Raw genomic sequence first — 19,051 nt, forward strand, 5'->3', positions numbered from 1 at the left:
GTACCCCCGGGCTCGCCGCACGCGCGGCGGTTCAGCGGTTGGGCCGCGCCGTGCTGATCTGCGCGAGCGCCGAGTGCGGATCCTCCGCGGCGGCCAGGTCGCCGAGGCTGACGAATCCGACCGGGCACCCGCCGTGGTCCACCACGGGGAGCCGGCGCAGGCCGTGGCGGCGCATCAGCTCGACCGCGTGGTCCGTGGTGTCATCGGGTGTCAGGGTCACCACCGGTGGCCGGCTGCACACCGAGCCGACGGTGGTGGCGTGCGGATCCAGGCCCTCGGCGAGCATCCGCACCACCAGGTCGCGGTCGGTGAGCACACCGAACAGATCGCGGTCGTAGGCGACCAGTACATCGCCGATGTCCTCCTCACGCATGAGCAGCGCCGCCCGTGCCACCGAGGTCATCGGCTCCACCGCCACCGCGCCTGGTGACATCACGTCACGTATCCGCCGGGTCATCGGGCACCTCCGGGATCGGGTAAGCCGAGCGCACGGCCTCCCCGGTCGCGTAGCCCGTCACGGCGCGGGCAAACCGGCGCTGCCCCGCGGGCGCGCGCCGGCCGCTCGCCGCCCGGCCCCCGCGGCGACGCCCCGCGGTTTCGCCACCGGCCGGCACGGGAACCCGGCAAGCCGAGGAGCCGTCACCGGATCAGGGAGCGACACCCGGGAGCCGACAGCGACCAGCCCCGCATCCGGGACCCCGCCGCCGGGCGCGCTGCCGACTCCGCACTCGCCGACGCGGGCGCCGCCTGGTCCACCGGCCGGCGATAGAGGCAGGCGGGGAGGCGACGAAGGGATCACGGGTCATGGTCGCGGACATCGGCGACGAACTACGCGCACGGCGCCAGGGCGTGAGCGGGCACCGCTCGATGCCGCACACCGCCGACACCCGCCTGCAGGCCTGGGGCACCACCCGTGAGCAGTGCCTCGGCGAGGCCGTACGCGCCATGGTGGACGCCTTCGCCGAGGTGGAGGGGGCGAGCCCCACCGCGATGGAACGGTTCCGTCTCGCTCCCGGCGAGGACGCGGACCTGCTGGTCGCGCTGCTGGACGAGGTGGTCTACCGGCTGGAGGTGGCGGGCCGCGTCCCGGTCGACGTGGAGGTGCGGCCCGCCGTCGACGGCGCAGTGGACGTGCGGCTGTCGCTCGCCGCCCTCACGGACGTCACCGTCGTCGGTGCCGCGCCCAAGGGTGTCTCCTGGCAGGAGGTGCGGATCGGCCCGGACCCGTACGGATGGTCCTGCGCGGTGATCGTCGACGTGTGACCGCGTGCCCGGGACCGTCCGGCCGGTCCGGTCGCACGGTCCCACCCCGCACACGCGGACCGTCGACTCGGCCATTCACCGCCCCCCCCTCAGCCTTTCACCACCCCCAGCGGCACCAGCCGGGCGACCCTGCGGCACAGCCCCGCGCCCTCGCTCGCGAGGACGACGGCGTCGACGTCCTTGTACGCCTCCGGAGTCTCCTCCGTCAGGCCGCGCCAGGACTTCGGGCGCGCGGCGACACCGGCCTGTCGCAGCCGGTCCCGCAGCTGTCCGCTCGTGACGGAGCGGGCGGCCTGGTGACGGCTCATGGTGCGGCCCGCGCCGTGGCAGGTGGAGTGGAAGGCGTCGCCCGCGGGGACGCCGGCCAGCACGTACGACGCCGTGCCAAGGGTGCCGGGAATCAGTACGGGTTGCCCGAACTCCCTTATGTCTTCGGGGAGTTCGGGGTGACCGGGCGGGAAGGCACGGGTGGCACCCTTGCGGTGCACGCACAGGCGCCGGCGCCCGTCGGCCACCGGGTGGGTCTCGATCTTGGCGAGGTTGTGCGAGACGTCGTACACCAGCGACAGCCCGGCACGCGCGACGCGCCGGAACACCTCCCGCGCCGCGTCGGACAGCAACTGTCGGTTCGCCCGGCCGTAGTTGGCGGCCGCCGCCATCGCCCCGAGGTAGGCCTGCCCCTCGGGCGAGTCCACCGGGGTGCACGCGAGCTGCCGGTCGGGCACGGTGATGCCGTACCGGGCCATCGCACGGTCCATAAGCCGCACATGGTCGGTGCAGATCTGGTGCCCGAGCCCGCGCGAGCCGCAGTGGATCATCACGCACACCTGGCCCGGCGCGATCCCGAAGGCGGCCGCGGCCGGGCCGTCGTACACCTCGGTGACCCGCTGCACCTCCAGGAAGTGGTTGGCCGACCCCAGACTGCCGACCTGGCCGAGGCCCCGCTCCCGGGCCCGCGGCCCGACCTGCGTGACATCCGCGTCGGCGACCGCGCCGCCGTCCTCGCAGCGCAGCAGGTCCCGCTCCTCCCCGTGGCCCCGCTCGACCGCGTAGCGCGAGCCCTCGGCCAGCAGCCGCTCCAGCTCGCCGCGGCCGTCCGGGCGCCAGACCCCACCGGGACCGGCCCCCCGCGGGATCGCGCGGTCCAGGCCGTCCATCACCTCGGTCAGGAGCGGCCGGAACGCGTCGCCGTCGCGGTCGGCGGCCAGAAGCCGCACCCCGCAGGAGATGTCGAAGCCCACCCCGCCCGGCGACACCACTCCGCCGGCATCGACGTCGGTGGCGGCGACACCGCCGATGGGGAAGCCATACCCCCAGTGGATGTCCGGCATGGCGTACGAGGCGGTGACGATCCCGGGCAGCTCGGCGACGTGCGCGACCTGCTCCAGGGAGTGCTCGGCGTCCGCCAGCAGATCCCGGGAGGCGAACACGATGCCGGGGACCCGCATGCCGGCGCGCGGCTCGATGCGGTAGCGGAAGGAACGTTCCTCGACCAATTTCATCGCGACCTCCGCTCCGGCTCGGTGTGATCGGGGGTCACCGCTCGTGCAACGCGGCGAGCACGTCGTCGTCCGTCAGCTGGTCGAAGTGTTCGTACCACTCCCCCACGGACAGGAAGGCGGACGGCCGCTGCAGGCAGACCACCTCGTCGGCCTCGCCGCGCAGCAGGTCGGCCGCCTGCGGCGAGCACACCGGCACGGCCAGCACCACCCGCTCCGGCGACTGCCGGCGCAGCCAGTGCAGTGCCGCGCGCGCGGTCGCCCCGGTGGCGATCCCGTCGTCCACGACGATCACGGTGCGGTCCCGCAGCTCGGGCGGCGGGCGGCCCTGCCGGTAGCGCTGCTCCCGACGGCGCAGCTCGCCCCGCTCCCGCTCCACCGCCTCGTCCAGGTCCGCCTCGCTCAGCCCGAGCTGGTCCAGGGTCCGCTCGTCGAACAGCGGAGGATCGTCGCCGGCGAGCGCGCCGACGCCCAGCTCCTCCTGGAACGGTGCGCCCACCTTGCGTGCGACCAGTACGTCGAGCGGCGCCTCCAGGGCCCGCGCCACCTCGCGGGCCACGGTCACCCCGCCGCGCGGCAGGGCCAGCACGACCGGATGTGTCAGCGCCCCCGCCTCCTGACGGAGGCGCAACCGCCCGGCCAGCTCGTGTCCGGCGTGCACCCGGTCACGGAACCGCGGCACCGCCGCCGTATCGCCCACCACGTGCGCCGCCTCCCTCCGGTGACCCCCACCAGGTACCCGTCCGGCGCCCGCCGACACCGCGGACACCGGGAGCACGACAGGCCGCTCACCTGCGGCCTGGACTGCCGACGGCGTACTCGGCGAAGGTGCCGCACGGCTGGAAACGAGCCGGCGGCACCCGGGTTCGGCTGCCGTGCACACCGCCGCCAGGAGGTCATGACACCGGCGCCGCCGCGTCTGCGGTGGGCCGCGAGGGGCTGGGGGCATGACCGGGCTGCCTCGGCGAGGTTGCGTTCAGCCGGGCCGCCAGACAGAGGCATCCGGCGGGCGCGCGGCCGTACGAGCGGTTTCCGCTTCCCGTGCGGCGGGCACCCGGAGGCCGGCGCGAGGGGGACGGAGAGCGGGGGCGGACGGCAGGAGGGCACCGTGAAGCTGGCGGAGTTTCTGACACAGGTCCGTGACCGCGGGGAGTACCACAGCCAGGAGGAGGCCGAGCACATCAGTACGGCCGTGCTGCGGGTGCTCGCCGACCGCATTCCCCCCGAGGAGGCCGACCACCTGGCGGCGCAGCTGCCCGCCCCGCTGGACGACGTGCTGCACGGGGAGCGGGGCGGGCCGGCCTGCGCAGGCCGGGAGGAGTTCCTGCGGCGCGTCGCCGAGCAGACCGGAGCCCGGCCGCGGACCGCCGAGTGGGACGCCGGCGCGGTCCTGGCCACGCTCGCCGACGCGGTGTCCGGCGGCGAGGTCGACCACCTGCTGTCCCAGTTGCCGGCCGGCTACGCGGAACTGTTCGGCAGAGCGGGACCGGCCTGATCCGCGCCCGGGACCGACAGGTCACCCGCCCTCGGTCCAGGCCTGCGGCCCACCGCCGCGCCACTCGATCAGGTCCGGGTCGTCGAGGGTCGTACTGGACTCGGGTAGGCCTTGCCGGCGCAGAAACTCGATCACGTCCAGCAGGTGGTACGCCGTGCCTGCCGGCTCACCGCGGATCGTGACCCGACGGCCACCGTCGGGCCCCGGCGGCTGCACAATCACCGGCGCGCCTTCCATAGCTCATGGGTGCCCCGTGCCGGCCCGCTCATGCGGGCCGGCCCGCCTTCGCGCGCACTCCGCCGCGCGGTGGCCTCGCCCGACTCACCGCGGGCCGTCACCGGGGATGGACAGCTCGCCGCCCTGGTAGAAGCCCTCCCCTTCCTCCATGACGTACGGGGCCATCACGACACGCCGCTCGGCCTCGGAGGCGGAGGCCCGCCAGGAGTCGCACGCCTCCTTCGAGTCCCAGAACGAGACCCCGGTGATCTCCTGCCCGTCCTGGGACCAGTACGCGAAGGCACGGCGCATCCCCGGCGGGTGCGTGTCCGGCCGCCACGCCCTCTCGAAGTCCTCCAGGGTCCCCGGCCGGATGCGGCGGGTCGTCACCCAGACGAAGTGCTCTTCCATCGCGGCCTCCTGCGCTGTGCCGGTCCGGCTCGACGGCGCCCCTTCGACCACCGTAGGTCCGCGGCACCGATCGCGCCTGCGCGGGCGCGGGACGGACCGAGGAGGGAAGCTGTTCACCAGGGCAGGGAAAGGAGTAGGGCATGGCCGCGTCGAGCGGTGGCGGTACCGAGAGCCCGGCGGGCGGCAAGTCGCGGTTCGACGAGATCTACGACAGACCCGACCCCCGCGCCTACTTCACGCGGCTGGCCCCGCTGGAGTACGAGATCCCGCACCACGCCCAGCCGGTCTTCCGGCGGGCCGCCGCCGAGCGGGCCGCGCTCGACGACGGCCGGCCCGGCAGACCGGCGGTGCTGGACCTGTGCTGCTCGTACGGGATCAACGCCGCGCTGCTCAACCACGACGTGACACTGGCGCAGCTGTACGCGCGGTACACCTCCCCCGCGCACCGGAAGCTGTCCACGGCGGAACTCGCGGCGCGGGACAAGGAGTTCTACGCCGCGCGGCGCCGCCCCGACGCGGTGCCGGTGTTCGGGCTGGACGTCGCGGCCCCGGCCGTGCGCTACGCCCGCGAGGTGGGGCTGCTGGACGCCGCCTTCACGGACGACCTGGAGCAGGGCGCGCCCGGCCCCGCACTGGGCCGTGCGCTCGCGCAGGTCGGGCTCATCACGCTGACGGGCGGCGGCAGTTACATCACCGCCCGGACGTTCACGGCCCTGCTGGACGGTGCCCGCCGACCGGTGTGGGTCAGCGCGTTCGTGCTGCGCACGGTGTCGTACCACCCGATTGTCCGGACACTGGCCGCGCACGGCCTGGGCACCACCGTCGATGTCGCGCGCACCTATCCGCAGCGCCTGTTCACCGACGAGCGGGAACGGCGGTACGCCGTCGCGGCCGTACGGGCGCTGGGCGGCGACCCCGCGGGCCGCGAGGAAGCCGGACGTTTCCACAGCCTGCACTACGAGTCCCGGCCCGGCACACCGTGACCGTGCGCCGGGAGCGGCGGTTCACGGCCGCGCAGAGGGGCGTGGAGCCGGTCAGGGAGCGGCGTGCGGTCCGTCCGGGCGGTCCTCGCGGCGCAGGACCATCTCCCGGCTCAGTTCCTCGGTCTCCGTCTCCGGCAGCCGCTCGAAGCCGTCCTCGGTGATCACCGCGACGACCGGGAAGATGCGCCGGTTCAGATCGGGGCCGCCGGTGGCCGAGTCGTCCTCGGCCGCGTCGTACAGCGCGTGGAGGGCGGCGAGGACGGCCTCGCGGCGGGTCAGGCCGGGACGGTAGAGCTTCTTCAGGGCGCCACGGGCGTACGGGGAACCGGAGCCCTCGGCGTAGAAGTCGCGCTTCTCGTACAGGCCGCCGGCCGGGTCGAAGCCGAAGATGCGGCCGCGTCCGCCGTCGGGAGCGGTCGGATCGTACCCGGCGAGCAGCGGGACAACGGCGAGGCCCTGCATGGCCTGGGGCATGTTCTGCCGGATCATGGCCGCGAGCCGGGTCGCCTTGCCCGCCAGGGTCATCGGGATGCCCTCGATCTTCTCGAAGTGCGTCAGCTCGACCTGGTAGAGGCGCACCATGTCGACCGCGAGTCCGACGGTGCCGGCGAATGCGACGGCCGTGTAGTCGTCGGCGGGGTGCACCTTCTCCAGGTCGCGCTGGGCGATGAGGTTGCCCATGGTGGCCCGCCGGTCGCCGGCGATCAGCACGCCGTCGCCGTAGGTCAGGGCGAGCACGGTGGTGCCGTGGGGGAAGCTGTCGGGGGCGGCGCGCACCCCGTCGGGGAGCCGCTGGGCGGTGGGCAGGAGTCCGGGTCGGTGTGCGGCCAGGAAATCGGTGAAGGACGACGTCCCCGGCGTGAAGAACACCTCGCTCGGCAGCCCCGCGGTCTCGTTCCCGGCCATGTCTCGCCCCCTCCTGTACGGCATGTGACACCGGACTCCTACCTGATGCGGCCGCGCGGGAAACTCCCCGTGTCTCACAGGACCTTGCGCCGCACCAGTACCCCGAGCACCAGCAGGCCCGGCAGCAGGGGCAGCCACACGGTCAGCAGCCGGTAGCCGAGCACGGCGGAGGCGGCGGCCGCTCCGGGGGCGCCGGAGACGGTGAGGGCGAGGGCGAGCGCCGCGTCCAGGGAGCCGAGGCCGCCGGGTGTGGGCAGCAGGGCGGCGGCGCTGCTCGCGGCGAGGTAGAGCAGCGCTACCTGGAGCGGGGGCAGAGGCAGTCCGACGGCCTCGCCCACGGAGACGAGGACCAGGCAGTGCAGTGCGGCGAAGGCGAGGGAGCCGCCCCACAGGGCCGCGGCGCGGGCGGGGCTGGCGTGCAGCGCGCGGATGTCGGCGAGTACGGCCGCGAGGGCCCGGTGGCAGCGCGGCCACCAGGGGGTCGCGAACAGCAGCGCCAGGAGGGCGGCGACGGCCGGCACGCAGGCGAGGGCTGCGGCGGAGAGGTGCGGCAGGCGCAGCAGGCCCGGACAGGCCGGGACGAGCAGCGCTATCAGCGTGAGGCGGACGACGCCACCGGCGGCGGTCTTGACGGCGAGGGCGCCGGCGCTGCGGGCGGCCGGCAGCCCGCAGCGCATCAGGAACCGCACGTTGACCGCGCCCGCGCCGAGCCCGGCGGGCAGCAGGTGGTTGGCGGCGGAGGCGGCGAACTGGGCCGCGACCAAGCGGGGGCCGGGCAGCCGGCACAGGACCGCGCCCTGCTGCGCCAGCGCCGAGGCCGCCCAGGTGCCGAGTGCCGCGCTCGCGCCGACCAGCAGCCACCCCTGGTCGGCCCCGGCCAGCCGGCCGGCCCCGCTCTGCAGCACGGTCCAGTGCCGGCGGGCCAGGTACAGCCCGCCGAGCAGCACGGCGAGCAGGACGGCGGCGTGCCAGTAGGCGTGGCGACGCGGGGAGCAGGCGGGGGGGTCGGTGCGCGGGGTCGTTTGCGTGGCGGGCGCCGTCTTCGTGCCGGGGGACGTCATCGACCCGTCCCGGGCACGCGGGATCGGGGCCGCTGCCGGGCGGCCGGGCCGAGGGGGGCGGGCGGAGCGGTGGTCCGGGGCGGCGGGCCGGACTCCGGCCCGGGGCAGGGGCGTTCGCCCCGTGGTCCGGTATGTGCGCCGTGCGCGCTGGCGGCCATGATCACCCCTCTTGCCCCGCTGCGTACGGAACCATCGTCACCCTACAGCCTGTAGTACTGAGGGCGGGACTCACGACGCCACCGCCGGCGGCGGCGGTGCGCACACCGTCGAGGCCCGGGGAAACACCGCCAAACTACCTCGTATCGCGGCCTTTTGCCGGGTGGACGGGGCCGTCCGGCCGACGCACTACGCGCTGTAAGGTTGGGGCATGGCTGGCACGGAGGCCCGCGGCAGGGCGGAACGGCGCAGCGCCGGGGAGCTGGAGAGCGAGGTGCTGGCCGCTCTGTGGGCGACCGAGCGGCCGCTGACCCCGGCGGAGATCCAGGCCGAGATCGACGGGGCGCTCGCCTACAACACGGTGCACACGATCCTCAAGCGCCTGTACGACAAGGGGCTGGTGCTGCGGGACGCGGACGGCCGGCGCGGCGCGTACCGGCCCGCGAAGAACGCGGCCGAACTGACCGCCGAGGCGATGCACGAGGCGCTGGACCGGGGACCGGACCCGATCGCCGCGCTGCAGCAGTTCGTCACCGGGCTGAGCCCCGAGGAAGAGCGGGCGCTGCGGGAACTGCTCGCCGGAGAGAGCGCATGAGGTTCGACGTCTACGGTCCGCTGGTGCTGTCGCTGTTGCTGGCGGCGGTCGGACCGGTGATCGCCCGCCGGGTGGCCCCGGCGCTCGCCGTCCCCGTGCTGGCGGCGGCCGCCGTGGCGACGGCCGCGGCCACCACCTGGTCGCTGGCGCTGCTGGCCGCCGCGCTGCTCGGGGACGCGCCGCCGGTGATCCGCGAGGCCCGCGAGGCGGGGCGTCCGGTCATGGATCCGGTGCCGGAGGCGATCGGTCTCGGCGCGTGTCTCGCCCTGCTGGTCGTCGCCGTACGGGTGCACCGGGCCGTGCGGGCCGACCGGTCCACGCGGCGGGCGCTGCGCCGACTGTGTGCCGGGCAGCCGGCCGGCACCGAGCTGATCGTCGCCGCCTCCCCGGTGCCGCAGGCGTTCGCGATCCCGGGCCGGCCGGGCCGGATCCTCGTGACCTCGGCGATGCTGAGGGCGCTGGCGCCGGCCGAGCGGCGGGTGCTGCTCGCGCACGAGCGGGCCCATCTTGCGTACCGGCACGGGGCTCTGGTGACGGCGGTGACGCTCGCCGCGGCCGCCAATCCGCTGCTGGCCCCGGTGCGTACGGCCGTCGCGTTCCTCGTGGAGCGCTGGGCGGACGAGCAGGCCGCGGCCGCGGTCGGCGACCGACGTGTCACCGCCCGGGCGCTGGCCCGCGCCGCGCTCTCGGCGGGCCGCGCCCGGACCGCCTGTGTCCTCGGCTTCACCGACCGGGCCGTCACCCGGCGCATCGCGGCCCTCCAGACCGGCCCGCTACCGCACCTGTGGCCCGCCGCCGCGGCCGTCCTCGCCCTGGGGGCGCTGCCCGCCCTGCTGGCCGCCGACGCGACCGGCGACCTGATGGGACTGCTGTCCGGCGTCCTCACCTGACCCCTCACCCGGCGCATCGCGGCCCTCCAGACCCGCCCACCGCCGCAACCGCCCTCCCCTCGGCACCCCGACCGCCGACGCGACGGGCGACCCGATGGGACTGCTGTCCGGCGTGCTGAGCTGAGCCGGCCCGCCGGGCCGGCGACGCTGAGCGTGCCGTCGGGTTACCGGCGGCCGCGGGTGTCACCCCCCGTTCGGCGCCCGGTGCGGCGGCTGCTCGGGAGCCGGGCGGCGCACTGTCGGCGGGACGGCGCGGACGGCCGGGTCGTCGGTGGTCACCGTCAGGGGCTCACCGTGGTGGCGCAGGGTCAGGGCCGGGCCGTCCAGGAGCGCGTACGACGCCTTGTCCGGGCCGATGTCCACGCGCAGCGTGCGGCCGCGGAACCGGACGTTGAAGGCGAGCCGGCTCAGCCGCTCGGGCAGCCGGGGTGTGAAGCGCAGGCTCTCGCCGTCGCGGCGCAGTCCGCCGAAGCCCGCCACCAGCGCCACCCAGGTGCCCGCCAGCGAGGCGATGTGCAGCCCGTCGCGGGTGTTGTGCTCCAGGTCCTGAAGGTCCATCAGGGCCGCCTCGGCCGTGTAGGCGAAGGCGAGGTCCAGATGGCCGGTCCGTGCGGCCATGACGGCCTGGACGCAGGCGGACAGCGAGGAGTCCCGGACGGTCAGCGGCTCGTAGTAGGCGAAGTTCCGGGCGATCTGCTCCTCGGCCGCCGTGCCGTCGCCCGTCCGCTCGAAGTAGTCCGCGCAGGTGTACATGGCCAGCACCAGGTCGGCCTGTTTGACGACCTGCTTGCGGTAGAGGTCGAAGTAGGGGAAGTGCAGCAGCAGCGGGTACTGGTCGGGGCGGGTGCCGGCGAAGTCCCAGCGCTGGTAGCGGGTGAACCCGGCGTGCTGTTCGTGGACGCCGAGTTCGGCGTTGTAGGGGATGTGCATCGCCTCGGCGGCGTCCCGCCAGGCCGCGCTCTCCTCCGCGTCCACGCCGAGCCGCGCCGCCTGCTCCGGGTGGCGTTCGGCGGCGTCGGCCGCCGCGAGCAGGTTCTGCCGGGCCATCAGGTTGGTGTACGTGTTGTCGTCGGCGACCGCGCTGTACTCGTCGGGGCCGGTGACGCCGTCCACGTGGAAGACGCCGTGCGCGTCGTGGTGGCCCAGCGAGCGCCACAGCCGGGCCGTCTCCACCAGCAGCTCCGTGCCCACCTCGCGCTCGAACGCGCCGTCGCCCGTGGCCTCGACGTACCGGACGACGGCGTCGGCTATCCCGGCGTTGACGTGGAAGGCCGCGGTGCCGGCCGGCCAGTACGCCGAGCCCTCCGGTCCGGCGATGGTCCGCCAGGGGAAGGCGGCGCCGGCGAGCCCCAGTTGGGCCGCGCGTTCGCGGGCCTCGTCCAGGGTGTTCCAGCGCCACCGCAGAGCCTCGGCGACCGCCGTGGGCTCGGTGTGGGTGAGCACGGGCAGGACGAACATCTCGGTGTCCCAGAAGGCGTGTCCGTCGTATCCCGAGCCGGTCAGGCCCTTGGCCGGGATCGCGCGTTGCTCGGCGCGGGAGCCGGCCTGCAGGACGTGGAACAGGGCGAAGCGGACGGCCTGCTGGATCTCCTCGTCGCCCTCCACCTCGACGTCCGCCCGCGCCCAGAAGTCGTCCAGGCAGGCCCGCTGGTCCGCGAGCAGGCCCTGCCAGCCGTCGTGCGCGGCGGCGGCGAGCGCGGCGTCGACCTGGTCGGCCATGGCGGGCAGCGAGCGGGCGCCGGACCAGCCGTGCGCGACCAGCTTCTCCACGCGCAGGGTCTGGCCGGGCTCCAGTACGGAGGTGACGGTCAGCCGGGCCGTGTCGGTGCCGCTCTCGCTGCGGGTGGTGGTGCGCTCGGGGCCGCTGACGACGTGGTCGGCGGCCACGGCGACCCTGAGGCCGCTGCGCCGGGTGCGGTGCACCAGCCGCAGCCGGTTGCCGGAGGCGAAGTGGTCCTCCTGCTCCAGCGGCGACTGCAGGGCGATCGCCGCGCGCGGGTCGCCGTCGGAGTCCGGCAGCGTCTCGTTGGCGACCAGCTCCGACTGGATCACCACGCGGCTGCGGCGACCGACGGCCTGGACCTCGTAGGCGACCGCGGCCACCGCGCGCTGGGTCAGCGACACCAGCCGGGTGGAGCGCACCCGGACCGTGGAGCCGGCCGGCGAGGTCCACTCGCAGGTCCGCTCCAGCACCCCGCGGCGCAGGTCCAGGACCCGTTCGTGCGCGACGAGCCGGCCGTAGCGCAGGTCGAACGGCTCGTCGTCCACCAGCAGCCGCAGGATCTTGCCGTTGGTGACGTTGATGACGGTCTGCCCCGACTCCGGGTAGCCGTATCCGGCCTCGGCGTACGGCAGCGGGTGCACCTCGTGCACGCCGTTGAGGTAGCTGCCGGGCAGGCCGTGCGGTTCTCCCTCGTCGAGGTTGCCGCGCCAGCCGACATGGCCGTTGGACAGCGCGAAGACCGACTCGCTCTGGGCGAGGACGTCGAGGTCGAGGGCGGTCTCGCGCACGGCCCAGGGCTCGACGGCGTACGACCGGTCGGTGATCACTCCTTGCCTCCCAGCTCGGCGAGGTCCTCGACGACCGTGGTCGCGCCGTGCGCGTACAGCGCGTCGGCCTGGCCGACGCGGTCGACGCCGACGACGTACCCGAAACCGCCCGCGCGTCCGGCGTCCATCCCGGCGAGCGCGTCCTCGAAGACGGCCGCGCGGGCGGGTTCGACGCCGAGGTCGTGGGCGGCGGCGAGGAAGGTGTCGGGGTGCGGCTTGCCGGGCAGGTGCCGCTCGGCGGCGACGACGCCGTCGATGCGCACGTCGAAGAAGTGCTCCGCGCCGACCGCGCGCAGCACGTCCCGGCAGTTGGCACTGGAGGAGACGATCGCCGTGCGCAGCCCTTCGGCACGCACCGCCTCCAGATAGCACAGGGTGCCCTCGTAGGCCTCCACCCCGCCGCTGCGGATCTTCTCCAGGAGCAGGTCGTTCTTGCGGTTGCCGAGGCCGTGGACGGTACGGGCCTGCGGTGGGTCGTCCGGGGTGCCTTCGGGCAGGTGGATGCCGCGCGAGTCGAGGAAGGCGCGCACCCCGTCCGCGCGGGGGCGGCCGTCGACGTACTCGTCGTAGTCGCCGACCGGGTCGAAGGGCCGCCCCTGCGCACCGTCGTAGTCGCGCAGGAACTGGTCGAACGTCTCCTTCCACGCGGCCGCGTGCACGACGGCCGTCTTGGTCACGACCCCGTCCAGATCGAACAGACAGGCTTGGATCGCTTCTGGCAGACCGAGCTGAGTCATAAGGGCACTCTTCCCCATGAACCGCACTTCAGGGGGTGGCGCACGCCACATCAGCGGGCGCTTTCGGCAAGAGTTCCGGTGCCACACTGTCCGGTGTGCCGCTGACCTTCGACGACCTCCTGACCCGCGCCCGTGCCCTCGCCGGGCACGGGCGGCGTGCCGTGCTCGGCATCGCGGGCAGTCCCGGCGCGGGCAAGACGACCCTGGCCGAGCACCTCGTGCGCGCGCTGAACGCGGACGGCCCGCCCTGGGTCGCGCACGTCCCGATGGACGGCTTCCACCTGGCCGACGCCGAGCTGGACCGCCTGGGCCGCCGGGACCGCAAGGGCGCCCCGGACACCTTCGACGCGGCCGGGTACGCGGTGCTGCTGCGCCGGCTGCGCGAGGACACCGGGGAGGTGGTGTACGCGCCCGGGTTCGAGCGGGTCCTGGAGCAGCCGCTGGCGGGCGCGATCCCGGTGCCGCCGGCCGCCCGGCTGGTGGTGACGGAGGGCAACTACCTGCTGCTGACCGAGGGTCCGTGGGCGCGGGTGCGGCCGTTGCTGGACGAGGTGTGGTTCTGCGCGATCGCCGAGGACGAGCGGATCCGCCGGCTGGTCGCCCGGCACGAGGAGTTCGGCAAGGATCACGACAGCGCCGTGGCGTGGGTGCTGGGCACGGACCAGCGCAACGCCGGCCTGGTGGCGGCGACGCGGGGGCGGGCGGACCTGGTGGTGCCGCCCGCCGCGCTCCCGTCCGCCGCGCTCCCCGACCGCTGACGCTCAGCCGCGCAGGGTGAGCGTGGGCTCGCCCCGGCGGTCCCCGGCGAGGGGGCCGAGGACCGCCGTGAAGCGTTCCGTGCGCACGGCGAGCCCCTCCCCGGTCTCCTCGAAGGCGGGCGCGAAGTCCCCGCCGGGCCCGTACCGTACGGCGAACACGTGCAGCCCCGCGGGTGCGCCGGGCGCCGGGCCGGCCTCCAGGGCGGTGGAGGAGACCAGGTGGCGCCAGCCCTCGTCGGGGTCGCCGTAGCCGCGCGGGTCGGCGGCGAGCGCGAACGCGGCCTGTTCCTGGGTGAGTTCGGCGCGGGCGTCGAAGTGGTCCGGTCCGCTCTGCGCGGGATGTGTGAGGCGCAGGGCGCCTGCCGACGCGACCTCGCCCTCGGCGGTGCGGCGTACCCGGTCGCCGTCGTCGGCGGCGTACGGCATCCCGGACAGCAGGTACGGCGTCCCGTCGAGCCGCTCCACGGCGACCGTGACCCACAGGCGTGTGCCGTCGGTGACGTACAGGGAGCGGACATGGCGCAGGACGTGGTCGCGGCCGACGACCGGTTTGGTGACGAGTTTGGCGGCGAGCCCGTCGGCGCGGACGTCGCGGACCCGTACCTCGCCCATGGGGCGGCACAGCAGGAAGCCGTCGGTGACCGGGCCGACGCCGTGCCGGCGGCGCACGGCGGCGGGCAGGTAGTAGGTGCCGCCGGCCTCGATCAGGGCGGGGGTCATCCGGCTGTCGAAGGCCACCGACACGGTGCCGGAGCGCAGTTGATGGCGGGCGGGGTGCGGAGAGGGGACGCGGTGCCAGCGGGTGGGGTCCTGGATCTGCCAGACGAGCATGAACGCGAAGTGCCCGTCGATCCGGCCGTCGCCCTGCACGGCGTGCCGGCCCCAGCGGGTGTCGCCCCGGTAGCGGCCCAGGTCGGCGCCGATGCGGGCGCCGAAGTACCGCAGCCCCAGGACGGACTCGAAGCCGGAGTGCTGTTCGCTGTAGCGGGGACCGCCGCAGTCGTAACCGCCGCTGGTCAGGCGGGCGTCGATATAGCGGGCGAGGGTGTCGCCGTCCTCGGCGAACATGTCCGCGCCGCTGATCCGGTGGGCCTGGGCGAGGAAGGACAGGGAGATCGGGCCGTAGTTGTTGTCGTAGGCGCCGCCGTGCTCGGGGGGCAGCAGGGCGCCCCGGTCGCGGACGCGGTGGGCGCGGATCTCCTCGGCGTACAGGCTCAGCGCCCGCGCCCGCACCGGTTCGCCCCGGCCGGACGGGAGATGGCGGGCGAGCATCAGGCCGCCGACCACGCAGCCGATGGCCTGGTTGCCGGCCTGCTGCGGGTTGAAGAAGGTGGCCTCGGTCAGCCAGCGCCAGTAGCCGTGCGCCAGCCGGAGAAGTTCCGCCCGCTGTTCGTCCCCGACCAGGCCCTCGGCCGCGTCGAGGACGTTGACCGCCTGGAGCAGCGCCCAGACGGTGCTGGGCCAGTCGCCGATCGGGTGGGCGCCCGGTTCGAGGACGTACCGGGCGTACGGCAGGCGGGAGTCGGTCAGGCGGAGGTTGGGGTAGCCGGGGTTGTCCGCGGTGTACACGCGCTCGCGCAGGTGGAAGGCGAGGCTGCGGCGCACGGCGTCGGGCAGGCGGGGGTCCTTGCCGCGCTGCCAGGCGAGGGCGAGCAGGGAGGTGATGCCGAGCGAGGTGTCGCCGACGTCGTCGTGGGCGCCGGGGTGTTCGAGGCTGCCCTCGGGGGTGAGCCGGGCGAGGGCCTGTTCGGTCACGTCGGAAAGGACCGCGTCGTACGCCTGCGGGGTGTCCGGCAGGTCGTGCAGCGGGCCGCGCTGGTGGGGCAGGTGCACGGGGATCAGCCCTTCATGCCTGAGGTGGCCATGGCGTGGGTCGTCGGGGTCACACGACGGTTGCGGGCCGGCGGGCGCGCAGTGCGACGGTCAGGGTGTGCGGGCCGTGCCCACCGACGTAGACGCGGTTCCCGGTCGTCGCGTCGGTGCCGCCCGCCACGGTGTAGTCCTGACCCGGGTCGTACCGCAGTACGTCGCTCCGGTCCGGCCCGGCAAGCGGTTCGCCTGCCTCGACGCGGGCCTCGACCCGGATCTCGTCGTCGCCGACCCGGTAGGTCATCGGCCCGGTCGTCAGGCACCAGCGTCCGTCGCCGATCGGTACCGCGCCGCCCGGCACGCCGCCCGGCCGAAAGGTCAGTTCGAGGGCCCAGGGCACACGTGGTCCGCTGATGTCGATCCGCAGGTCGGCGCCGTCCTCCCGGAGGTCCGCCTCGACGCGCGTCGTCTGTGAGACCTCGTCCCGTGGCCGGTCCGGGAAGGCCATCGCGGCCGAGAAGCGTCCCTCGTCCGCCATCCGGTAGGCGCCGTCGTTCTCCCGCCGGTCCGGCGGGAGCGGCTGGTAGTAGGCGGCCGACAGGGTCTCGGTGAGCTGGTAGCGGCCGTGGGCGAGCCGTCGCAGGCCGGCGGCCCGGAACGGGCCCATGTCGAAGAACCCCCGTGAGAGGCGGACCGCGTCCAGGACGGCGGCGCCGGCGAACAGGCGCAGGAAGGTGGGATTGCAGGCGAGGCCCGAGCGGATGCGCCGGTGCTCGGGTACGTCGGAGCCGCCGTACACCACCGTGTGCGCGCCGGCCGAGGCGCGCGTGGCAAGGCGTGCGGTGGTGATGTACCTGTCGCGGGGCAGTGTCTCCACGGCCGGTGCGGGCAGTGCGCGGCACAGGTCCGGGGTGAGGAGGGTCTGGGCGAGCAGGTCGGGGTCGTCGATGCCGTCGGCGGCCGCCAGCCGCGCCGCCCGGCTGAAGTCGCCCCGGCCGGTGCGGATCGCGAGCAGCCGGTAGTGCGGCAGGTAGGGCGCCAGCGGGAACGGGTGGTTCTGGTCCTGCCGTCGCGAGTGGACGGTCTCCACCGTGCCGTCCGGCCTGATGAGGTCCAGGGTCGTGGCGAGATTGCGTTCGAGGGCGTCCAGCAGGTCGGCGCGGCCGAGCACGCCGGCCAGCAGCAGGAGCGAAGGGTTGGACACGTGGGCCGCGTAGTTGGCGCTCCGTTCCGAGTACAGGCCCTCGGCGTCGATGTCGACGCCCTCGGCGAGCCATTCCTCCACGCGGTCGAGCAGCCGGTCGTCCGGGAACGACCGGTGCAGCCTGGCCAGCGCCGCGCACAGCTCCCAGCGGTGGTTCGGTGTGTGCACCCCACCGGTCAGGAGACTGCCGGAGGCGGCGTCGGCGATCTCGGCGAGCGCGGCCGTGACGTCGCGCAGTCCGGGCCCCGCGTCGGCGGCGAGGACGTGCGCGTCGCACACGTCGTTGACGGTGAACGCGGAGTCCGGCGGTGACTGCACGTTGTCCCCGCCGGCGAAGAGTCCGGTGGGTGTCTGCGCGGCCCGCAGGGCGGCGAGGTGGGTCATCGCGGCGGCGATGACCTGCCTGCTGCCGTGCAGGGCCGAGTCCGCGGAGCGGTACGCCGCGACCAGGGTCTTCACCCGGCGTGCCAGGCCGCGGTGCGGCACACCGGCGGGTTCCTCGTCGGGGCCGGCCGCCAGCGGGGCGGCCAGCCGGTCGGCGGCGCGGGCCACCGCGCGGACGAACTCGTGGTCGAGCGGGGTGGGCACGGTCAGTCCTTCAGGCCGGCGTTGATGTCGGCGTTCATGACGTAGCGCTGGAAAACCAGGAAGATGACGATCAGCGGGATCATGGAGATGACGGATGCGCCGAGCAGTACCGACCAGTTGATGTTCTGCGCGCCGACGATGCTCTGGATGCCGATCTGCACGGTGAACTTGGAGGGGTCGTTGAGCATCAGCAGCGGCCAGATGTAGTCGTTCCACCGCCACTGGAAGGACATGATGGCGAGGGTCAGCATGATGGGCCGGGAGAGCGGCACCATGACCCGCAGGAAGATCGACAGTTCGCGGGCGCCGTCGATGCGTGCGGCTTCCACGAGTTCGTCGGGCACCGTCAGGAAGAACTGACGGAACATGAAGCAGCCGGTCGCGGTGAGCACGGCCGGGAGGATGATGCCGGTGAACGAGTTGTAGAGGCCGAGGTTGCGGACCACCAGGAACTCCGGGGCGAGCATGACCTCGGACGGCAGCATCGTGGTGGCCAGGATGCAGAGGAAGAACGCCTTGAGCCACTTGTTGTCGTATTTGGCCAGCGCGTACCCGGTGCAGCAGCTGGCTGCCACCGTGAGGACCGTCGTGATCACGCACACGATGGTCGTGTTGATGAAGTACTGGGAGAAGTTGGCACTGCGCCACGCCGTCAGGTAACCCGACAGGGTGGGGTGGTGCGGAACCAGCGTCAGCGGATAGGAGAACAGGTCCCCGGCCGGTTTGAGGGAGCTGAGGACGAACCACAGCACCGGCAGCCCGTAGAGGCACGCCAGGATCCACAGCAGTGTCGTCGCGGACACCGCCCGCCGGAGCCCACCGCTGCCCGCTCCCGGGGACCGCTTTGTGGAAACGGCCCGTCCGGGGTCGGCGTCGACCCGGCGGGGCATGTCTGTGGTTGTCATCGGTTCTCCATCCGCCGGTTGGCGATCAGCTGGATGATCGCGACGGCCATCAGGATGAGCATGAGCACGAATGACGCGGCGCTCGCGTAGCCGATCTGGCCCCGTTGGAAGCCGGTCTGATAGATGTACTGGACAAGCAGGTTGTTCGACGTTCCGGGTCCACCGTTGTTGAGGGAGACGAACAGCGGGTATTCCTTCATCGCGTTGATCGTGTTGAGCAGGATGACGATGAACGACGTGGGCGCGATGCTCGGCAGCGTGATGCTGATGAACTGGCGCCACGGACCGGCGCCGTCCAGCGAGGCCGCCTCGTAGTACGACACCGGTACGTTCTTGATCGCCGCGATGAACAGCAGCATCGAGAAGCCCGTCCAGGCCCAGGACGCCGCCATCACCACCACCAGCAGCGACAGGTCCGCGTTCGACTGCCACGCGATCGCGTGCCCGCCGAGCTTCTCGATGACGTAGTTGACCAGTCCGAAGTTCTCGCCGAACAGCCACCGCCACAGGACACCCACGACGATGGGCGACAGCAGCCACGGGATGAAGAAGATGACGCGGGCGACCGACGTGCCCTTGGCATGCTTGCTCACCAGCACGTTGGCGATGAGCAGCGAGAGCGCGAAGTTCAGCGGAACGAAGAGGACGGTGTACAGCAGCGTCCGGGTCAGCGCGTCGTAGAAGGAGGAGTCCCCGAACAGGTTGCTGTAGTTGTCCAGTCCGACGAACTGGAACGCCCCCACGCCGGTGTAGTTCGTGAAGGAGTAGACGAGCCCGATCACCGCCGGCCAGACGAAGAACAGCGCGAAGAGCACGACATTGGCCGCGACGAGGACGAGCGGCGCGAGGGTGTACCTGCTGCGTCTCCTGGGCGGGCTCGCGGACACGTCCGAGGCGCGTTTTGTCATCTTCCTGACTCCGTGCTGGTGGAATGGGTTCCTGTGGGCTCACGCCATGAGCCCGGCATCACGTGGGCGAGGGGGGCCGGGCGGCGGTGTCTCGGCCCCGCCGCCCGGCCCGGTGGC

Annotated in this window: 19 protein-coding genes; 6 read left to right on the plus strand and 13 right to left on the minus strand. The window is 73.8% G+C overall.

What is annotated here, in order from left to right:
- Window positions 1-31: 31 nt before the first annotated feature.
- The gene (locus ACZ60X_RS16855) at window positions 32-457 is read right to left on the minus strand and encodes a CBS domain-containing protein (RefSeq protein ID WP_469598845.1); all 426 of its coding nucleotides are present in this window, start codon (window positions 455-457) and stop codon (window positions 32-34) included.
- 347 nt (window positions 458-804) lie between these two features.
- On the opposite strand from ACZ60X_RS16855, the gene ACZ60X_RS16860 reads away from it, so the two are divergent.
- Window positions 805-1,263 (plus strand): archease, encoded by a 459-nt coding sequence (locus ACZ60X_RS16860; RefSeq protein ID WP_469598847.1) that lies wholly within the window; start codon window positions 805-807, stop codon window positions 1,261-1,263.
- Window positions 1,264-1,352: 89 nt separating this feature from the next.
- Here ACZ60X_RS16860 and ACZ60X_RS16865 read toward each other — a convergent pair whose 3' ends face one another.
- Together ACZ60X_RS16865 and ACZ60X_RS16870 are read right to left on the minus strand one after the other, a co-directional pair.
- A complete protein-coding gene (locus ACZ60X_RS16865) occupies window positions 1,353-2,765 on the minus strand; it encodes an RtcB family protein (protein WP_469598849.1) in 1,413 nt (470 codons plus the stop codon).
- A 34-nt stretch (window positions 2,766-2,799) separates the two neighbouring features.
- Window positions 2,800-3,465: a phosphoribosyltransferase gene (locus tag ACZ60X_RS16870; RefSeq protein ID WP_469598851.1), complete on the minus strand. Its 666-nt coding sequence runs from the start codon at window positions 3,463-3,465 to the stop codon at window positions 2,800-2,802.
- Window positions 3,466-3,870: 405 nt separating this feature from the next.
- Between ACZ60X_RS16870 and ACZ60X_RS16875 the strand changes: the two genes are divergently transcribed.
- Window positions 3,871-4,257, plus strand: a complete 387-nt coding sequence (locus ACZ60X_RS16875) for a DUF2267 domain-containing protein (RefSeq protein WP_469598853.1) — start codon at window positions 3,871-3,873, stop codon at window positions 4,255-4,257.
- 21 nt (window positions 4,258-4,278) lie between these two features.
- Here the strand turns inward: ACZ60X_RS16875 and ACZ60X_RS16880 are convergent, their stop codons facing one another.
- Both ACZ60X_RS16880 and ACZ60X_RS16885 read right to left on the minus strand, forming a co-directional pair.
- On the minus strand, window positions 4,279-4,494 hold the full coding sequence (locus tag ACZ60X_RS16880; protein WP_469598855.1) for a hypothetical protein: 216 nt from the start codon (window positions 4,492-4,494) through the stop codon (window positions 4,279-4,281).
- A gap of 84 nt (window positions 4,495-4,578) precedes the next feature.
- Entirely contained in the window at window positions 4,579-4,884 is a 306-nt protein-coding gene (locus ACZ60X_RS16885; RefSeq protein ID WP_469598858.1) for a hypothetical protein, read from the minus strand.
- A 140-nt stretch (window positions 4,885-5,024) separates the two neighbouring features.
- Here ACZ60X_RS16885 and ACZ60X_RS16890 point away from each other — a divergent pair, with 140 nt between their 5' ends.
- A complete protein-coding gene (locus tag ACZ60X_RS16890) occupies window positions 5,025-5,867 on the plus strand; it encodes a hypothetical protein (protein ID WP_469598860.1) in 843 nt (280 codons plus the stop codon).
- A 51-nt stretch (window positions 5,868-5,918) separates the two neighbouring features.
- Here the strand turns inward: ACZ60X_RS16890 and prcB are convergent, their stop codons facing one another.
- Window positions 5,919-6,773 (minus strand): proteasome subunit beta, encoded by an 855-nt coding sequence (gene prcB, locus ACZ60X_RS16895; RefSeq protein WP_469598862.1) that lies wholly within the window; start codon window positions 6,771-6,773, stop codon window positions 5,919-5,921.
- Between the two features lie 74 nt (window positions 6,774-6,847).
- Window positions 6,848-7,834, minus strand: a complete 987-nt coding sequence (locus ACZ60X_RS16900; RefSeq protein ID WP_469598864.1) for a lysylphosphatidylglycerol synthase domain-containing protein — start codon at window positions 7,832-7,834, stop codon at window positions 6,848-6,850.
- 367 nt (window positions 7,835-8,201) lie between these two features.
- Between ACZ60X_RS16900 and ACZ60X_RS16905 the strand changes: the two genes are divergently transcribed.
- Complete coding sequence (locus tag ACZ60X_RS16905; protein WP_469598867.1) at window positions 8,202-8,585, plus strand: BlaI/MecI/CopY family transcriptional regulator; 384 nt, start codon at window positions 8,202-8,204, stop codon at window positions 8,583-8,585.
- Window positions 8,582-9,475, plus strand: coding sequence for a M48 family metalloprotease (locus tag ACZ60X_RS16910; RefSeq protein ID WP_469598869.1), 894 nt, complete (start codon window positions 8,582-8,584; stop codon window positions 9,473-9,475). Before ACZ60X_RS16905 ends, ACZ60X_RS16910 begins: the two co-directional genes overlap by 4 nt.
- 183 nt (window positions 9,476-9,658) lie before the next feature.
- On the opposite strand, the gene ACZ60X_RS16915 is transcribed toward ACZ60X_RS16910, so the two are convergent.
- Both ACZ60X_RS16915 and ACZ60X_RS16920 read right to left on the minus strand, forming a co-directional pair.
- Window positions 9,659-12,025: a glycoside hydrolase family 65 protein gene (locus ACZ60X_RS16915; protein ID WP_469598871.1), complete on the minus strand. Its 2,367-nt coding sequence runs from the start codon at window positions 12,023-12,025 to the stop codon at window positions 9,659-9,661.
- Window positions 12,022-12,762 carry an HAD family hydrolase gene (locus ACZ60X_RS16920; RefSeq protein ID WP_469598874.1) on the minus strand — a complete coding sequence of 247 codons (741 nt, stop codon included), beginning with the start codon at window positions 12,760-12,762 and terminating at the stop codon, window positions 12,022-12,024. Before ACZ60X_RS16920 ends, ACZ60X_RS16915 begins: the two co-directional genes overlap by 4 nt.
- 95 nt (window positions 12,763-12,857) lie before the next feature.
- Here ACZ60X_RS16920 and ACZ60X_RS16925 point away from each other — a divergent pair, with 95 nt between their 5' ends.
- Window positions 12,858-13,520, plus strand: coding sequence for a nucleoside/nucleotide kinase family protein (locus ACZ60X_RS16925; protein WP_469598876.1), 663 nt, complete (start codon window positions 12,858-12,860; stop codon window positions 13,518-13,520).
- 3 nt (window positions 13,521-13,523) lie between these two features.
- Here ACZ60X_RS16925 and ACZ60X_RS16930 read toward each other — a convergent pair whose 3' ends face one another.
- Genes ACZ60X_RS16930 through ACZ60X_RS16945 form a run of 4 tightly spaced genes read right to left on the minus strand, consistent with a single transcriptional unit; the run spans window position 13,524 to window position 18,934 of the window.
- Window positions 13,524-15,353, minus strand: a complete 1,830-nt coding sequence (locus tag ACZ60X_RS16930) for a hypothetical protein (protein ID WP_469598878.1) — start codon at window positions 15,351-15,353, stop codon at window positions 13,524-13,526.
- A 49-nt stretch (window positions 15,354-15,402) separates the two neighbouring features.
- The gene (locus ACZ60X_RS16935; RefSeq protein ID WP_469598880.1) at window positions 15,403-17,121 is read right to left on the minus strand and encodes a hypothetical protein; all 1,719 of its coding nucleotides are present in this window, start codon (window positions 17,119-17,121) and stop codon (window positions 15,403-15,405) included.
- Window positions 17,122-17,123: 2 nt separating this feature from the next.
- Complete coding sequence (locus ACZ60X_RS16940) at window positions 17,124-18,026, minus strand: carbohydrate ABC transporter permease (protein WP_469598882.1); 903 nt, start codon at window positions 18,024-18,026, stop codon at window positions 17,124-17,126.
- A complete protein-coding gene (locus ACZ60X_RS16945) occupies window positions 18,023-18,934 on the minus strand; it encodes a carbohydrate ABC transporter permease (protein ID WP_469598884.1) in 912 nt (303 codons plus the stop codon). The genes ACZ60X_RS16940 and ACZ60X_RS16945 overlap by 4 nt, the downstream gene beginning before the upstream one ends.
- Window positions 18,935-19,051 lie beyond the last annotated feature (117 nt).

It is taken from the genome of Streptomyces sp. NPDC104106 (assembly GCF_055584345.1).

Bases quoted from the DNA above. Each gene is read 5' to 3' on its own strand.
- ACZ60X_RS16855 (WP_469598845.1), bottom strand. From the start codon at position 457: ATGACCCGGCGGATACGTGACGTGATGTCACCAGGCGCGGTGGCGGTG.
- ACZ60X_RS16860 (WP_469598847.1), top strand. From the start codon at position 805: ATGGTCGCGGACATCGGCGACGAACTACGCGCACGGCGCCAGGGCGTG.
- ACZ60X_RS16865 (WP_469598849.1), bottom strand. From the start codon at position 2,765: ATGAAATTGGTCGAGGAACGTTCCTTCCGCTACCGCATCGAGCCGCGC.
- ACZ60X_RS16880 (WP_469598855.1), bottom strand. From the start codon at position 4,494: ATGGAAGGCGCGCCGGTGATTGTGCAGCCGCCGGGGCCCGACGGTGGC.
- ACZ60X_RS16885 (WP_469598858.1), bottom strand. From the start codon at position 4,884: ATGGAAGAGCACTTCGTCTGGGTGACGACCCGCCGCATCCGGCCGGGG.
- ACZ60X_RS16890 (WP_469598860.1), top strand. From the start codon at position 5,025: ATGGCCGCGTCGAGCGGTGGCGGTACCGAGAGCCCGGCGGGCGGCAAG.
- prcB (WP_469598862.1), bottom strand. From the start codon at position 6,773: ATGGCCGGGAACGAGACCGCGGGGCTGCCGAGCGAGGTGTTCTTCACG.
- ACZ60X_RS16900 (WP_469598864.1), bottom strand. From the start codon at position 7,834: ATGACGTCCCCCGGCACGAAGACGGCGCCCGCCACGCAAACGACCCCG.
- ACZ60X_RS16905 (WP_469598867.1), top strand. From the start codon at position 8,202: ATGGCTGGCACGGAGGCCCGCGGCAGGGCGGAACGGCGCAGCGCCGGG.
- ACZ60X_RS16910 (WP_469598869.1), top strand. From the start codon at position 8,582: ATGAGGTTCGACGTCTACGGTCCGCTGGTGCTGTCGCTGTTGCTGGCG.
- ACZ60X_RS16920 (WP_469598874.1), bottom strand. From the start codon at position 12,762: ATGACTCAGCTCGGTCTGCCAGAAGCGATCCAAGCCTGTCTGTTCGAT.
- ACZ60X_RS16940 (WP_469598882.1), bottom strand. From the start codon at position 18,026: ATGACAACCACAGACATGCCCCGCCGGGTCGACGCCGACCCCGGACGG.
- ACZ60X_RS16945 (WP_469598884.1), bottom strand. From the start codon at position 18,934: ATGACAAAACGCGCCTCGGACGTGTCCGCGAGCCCGCCCAGGAGACGC.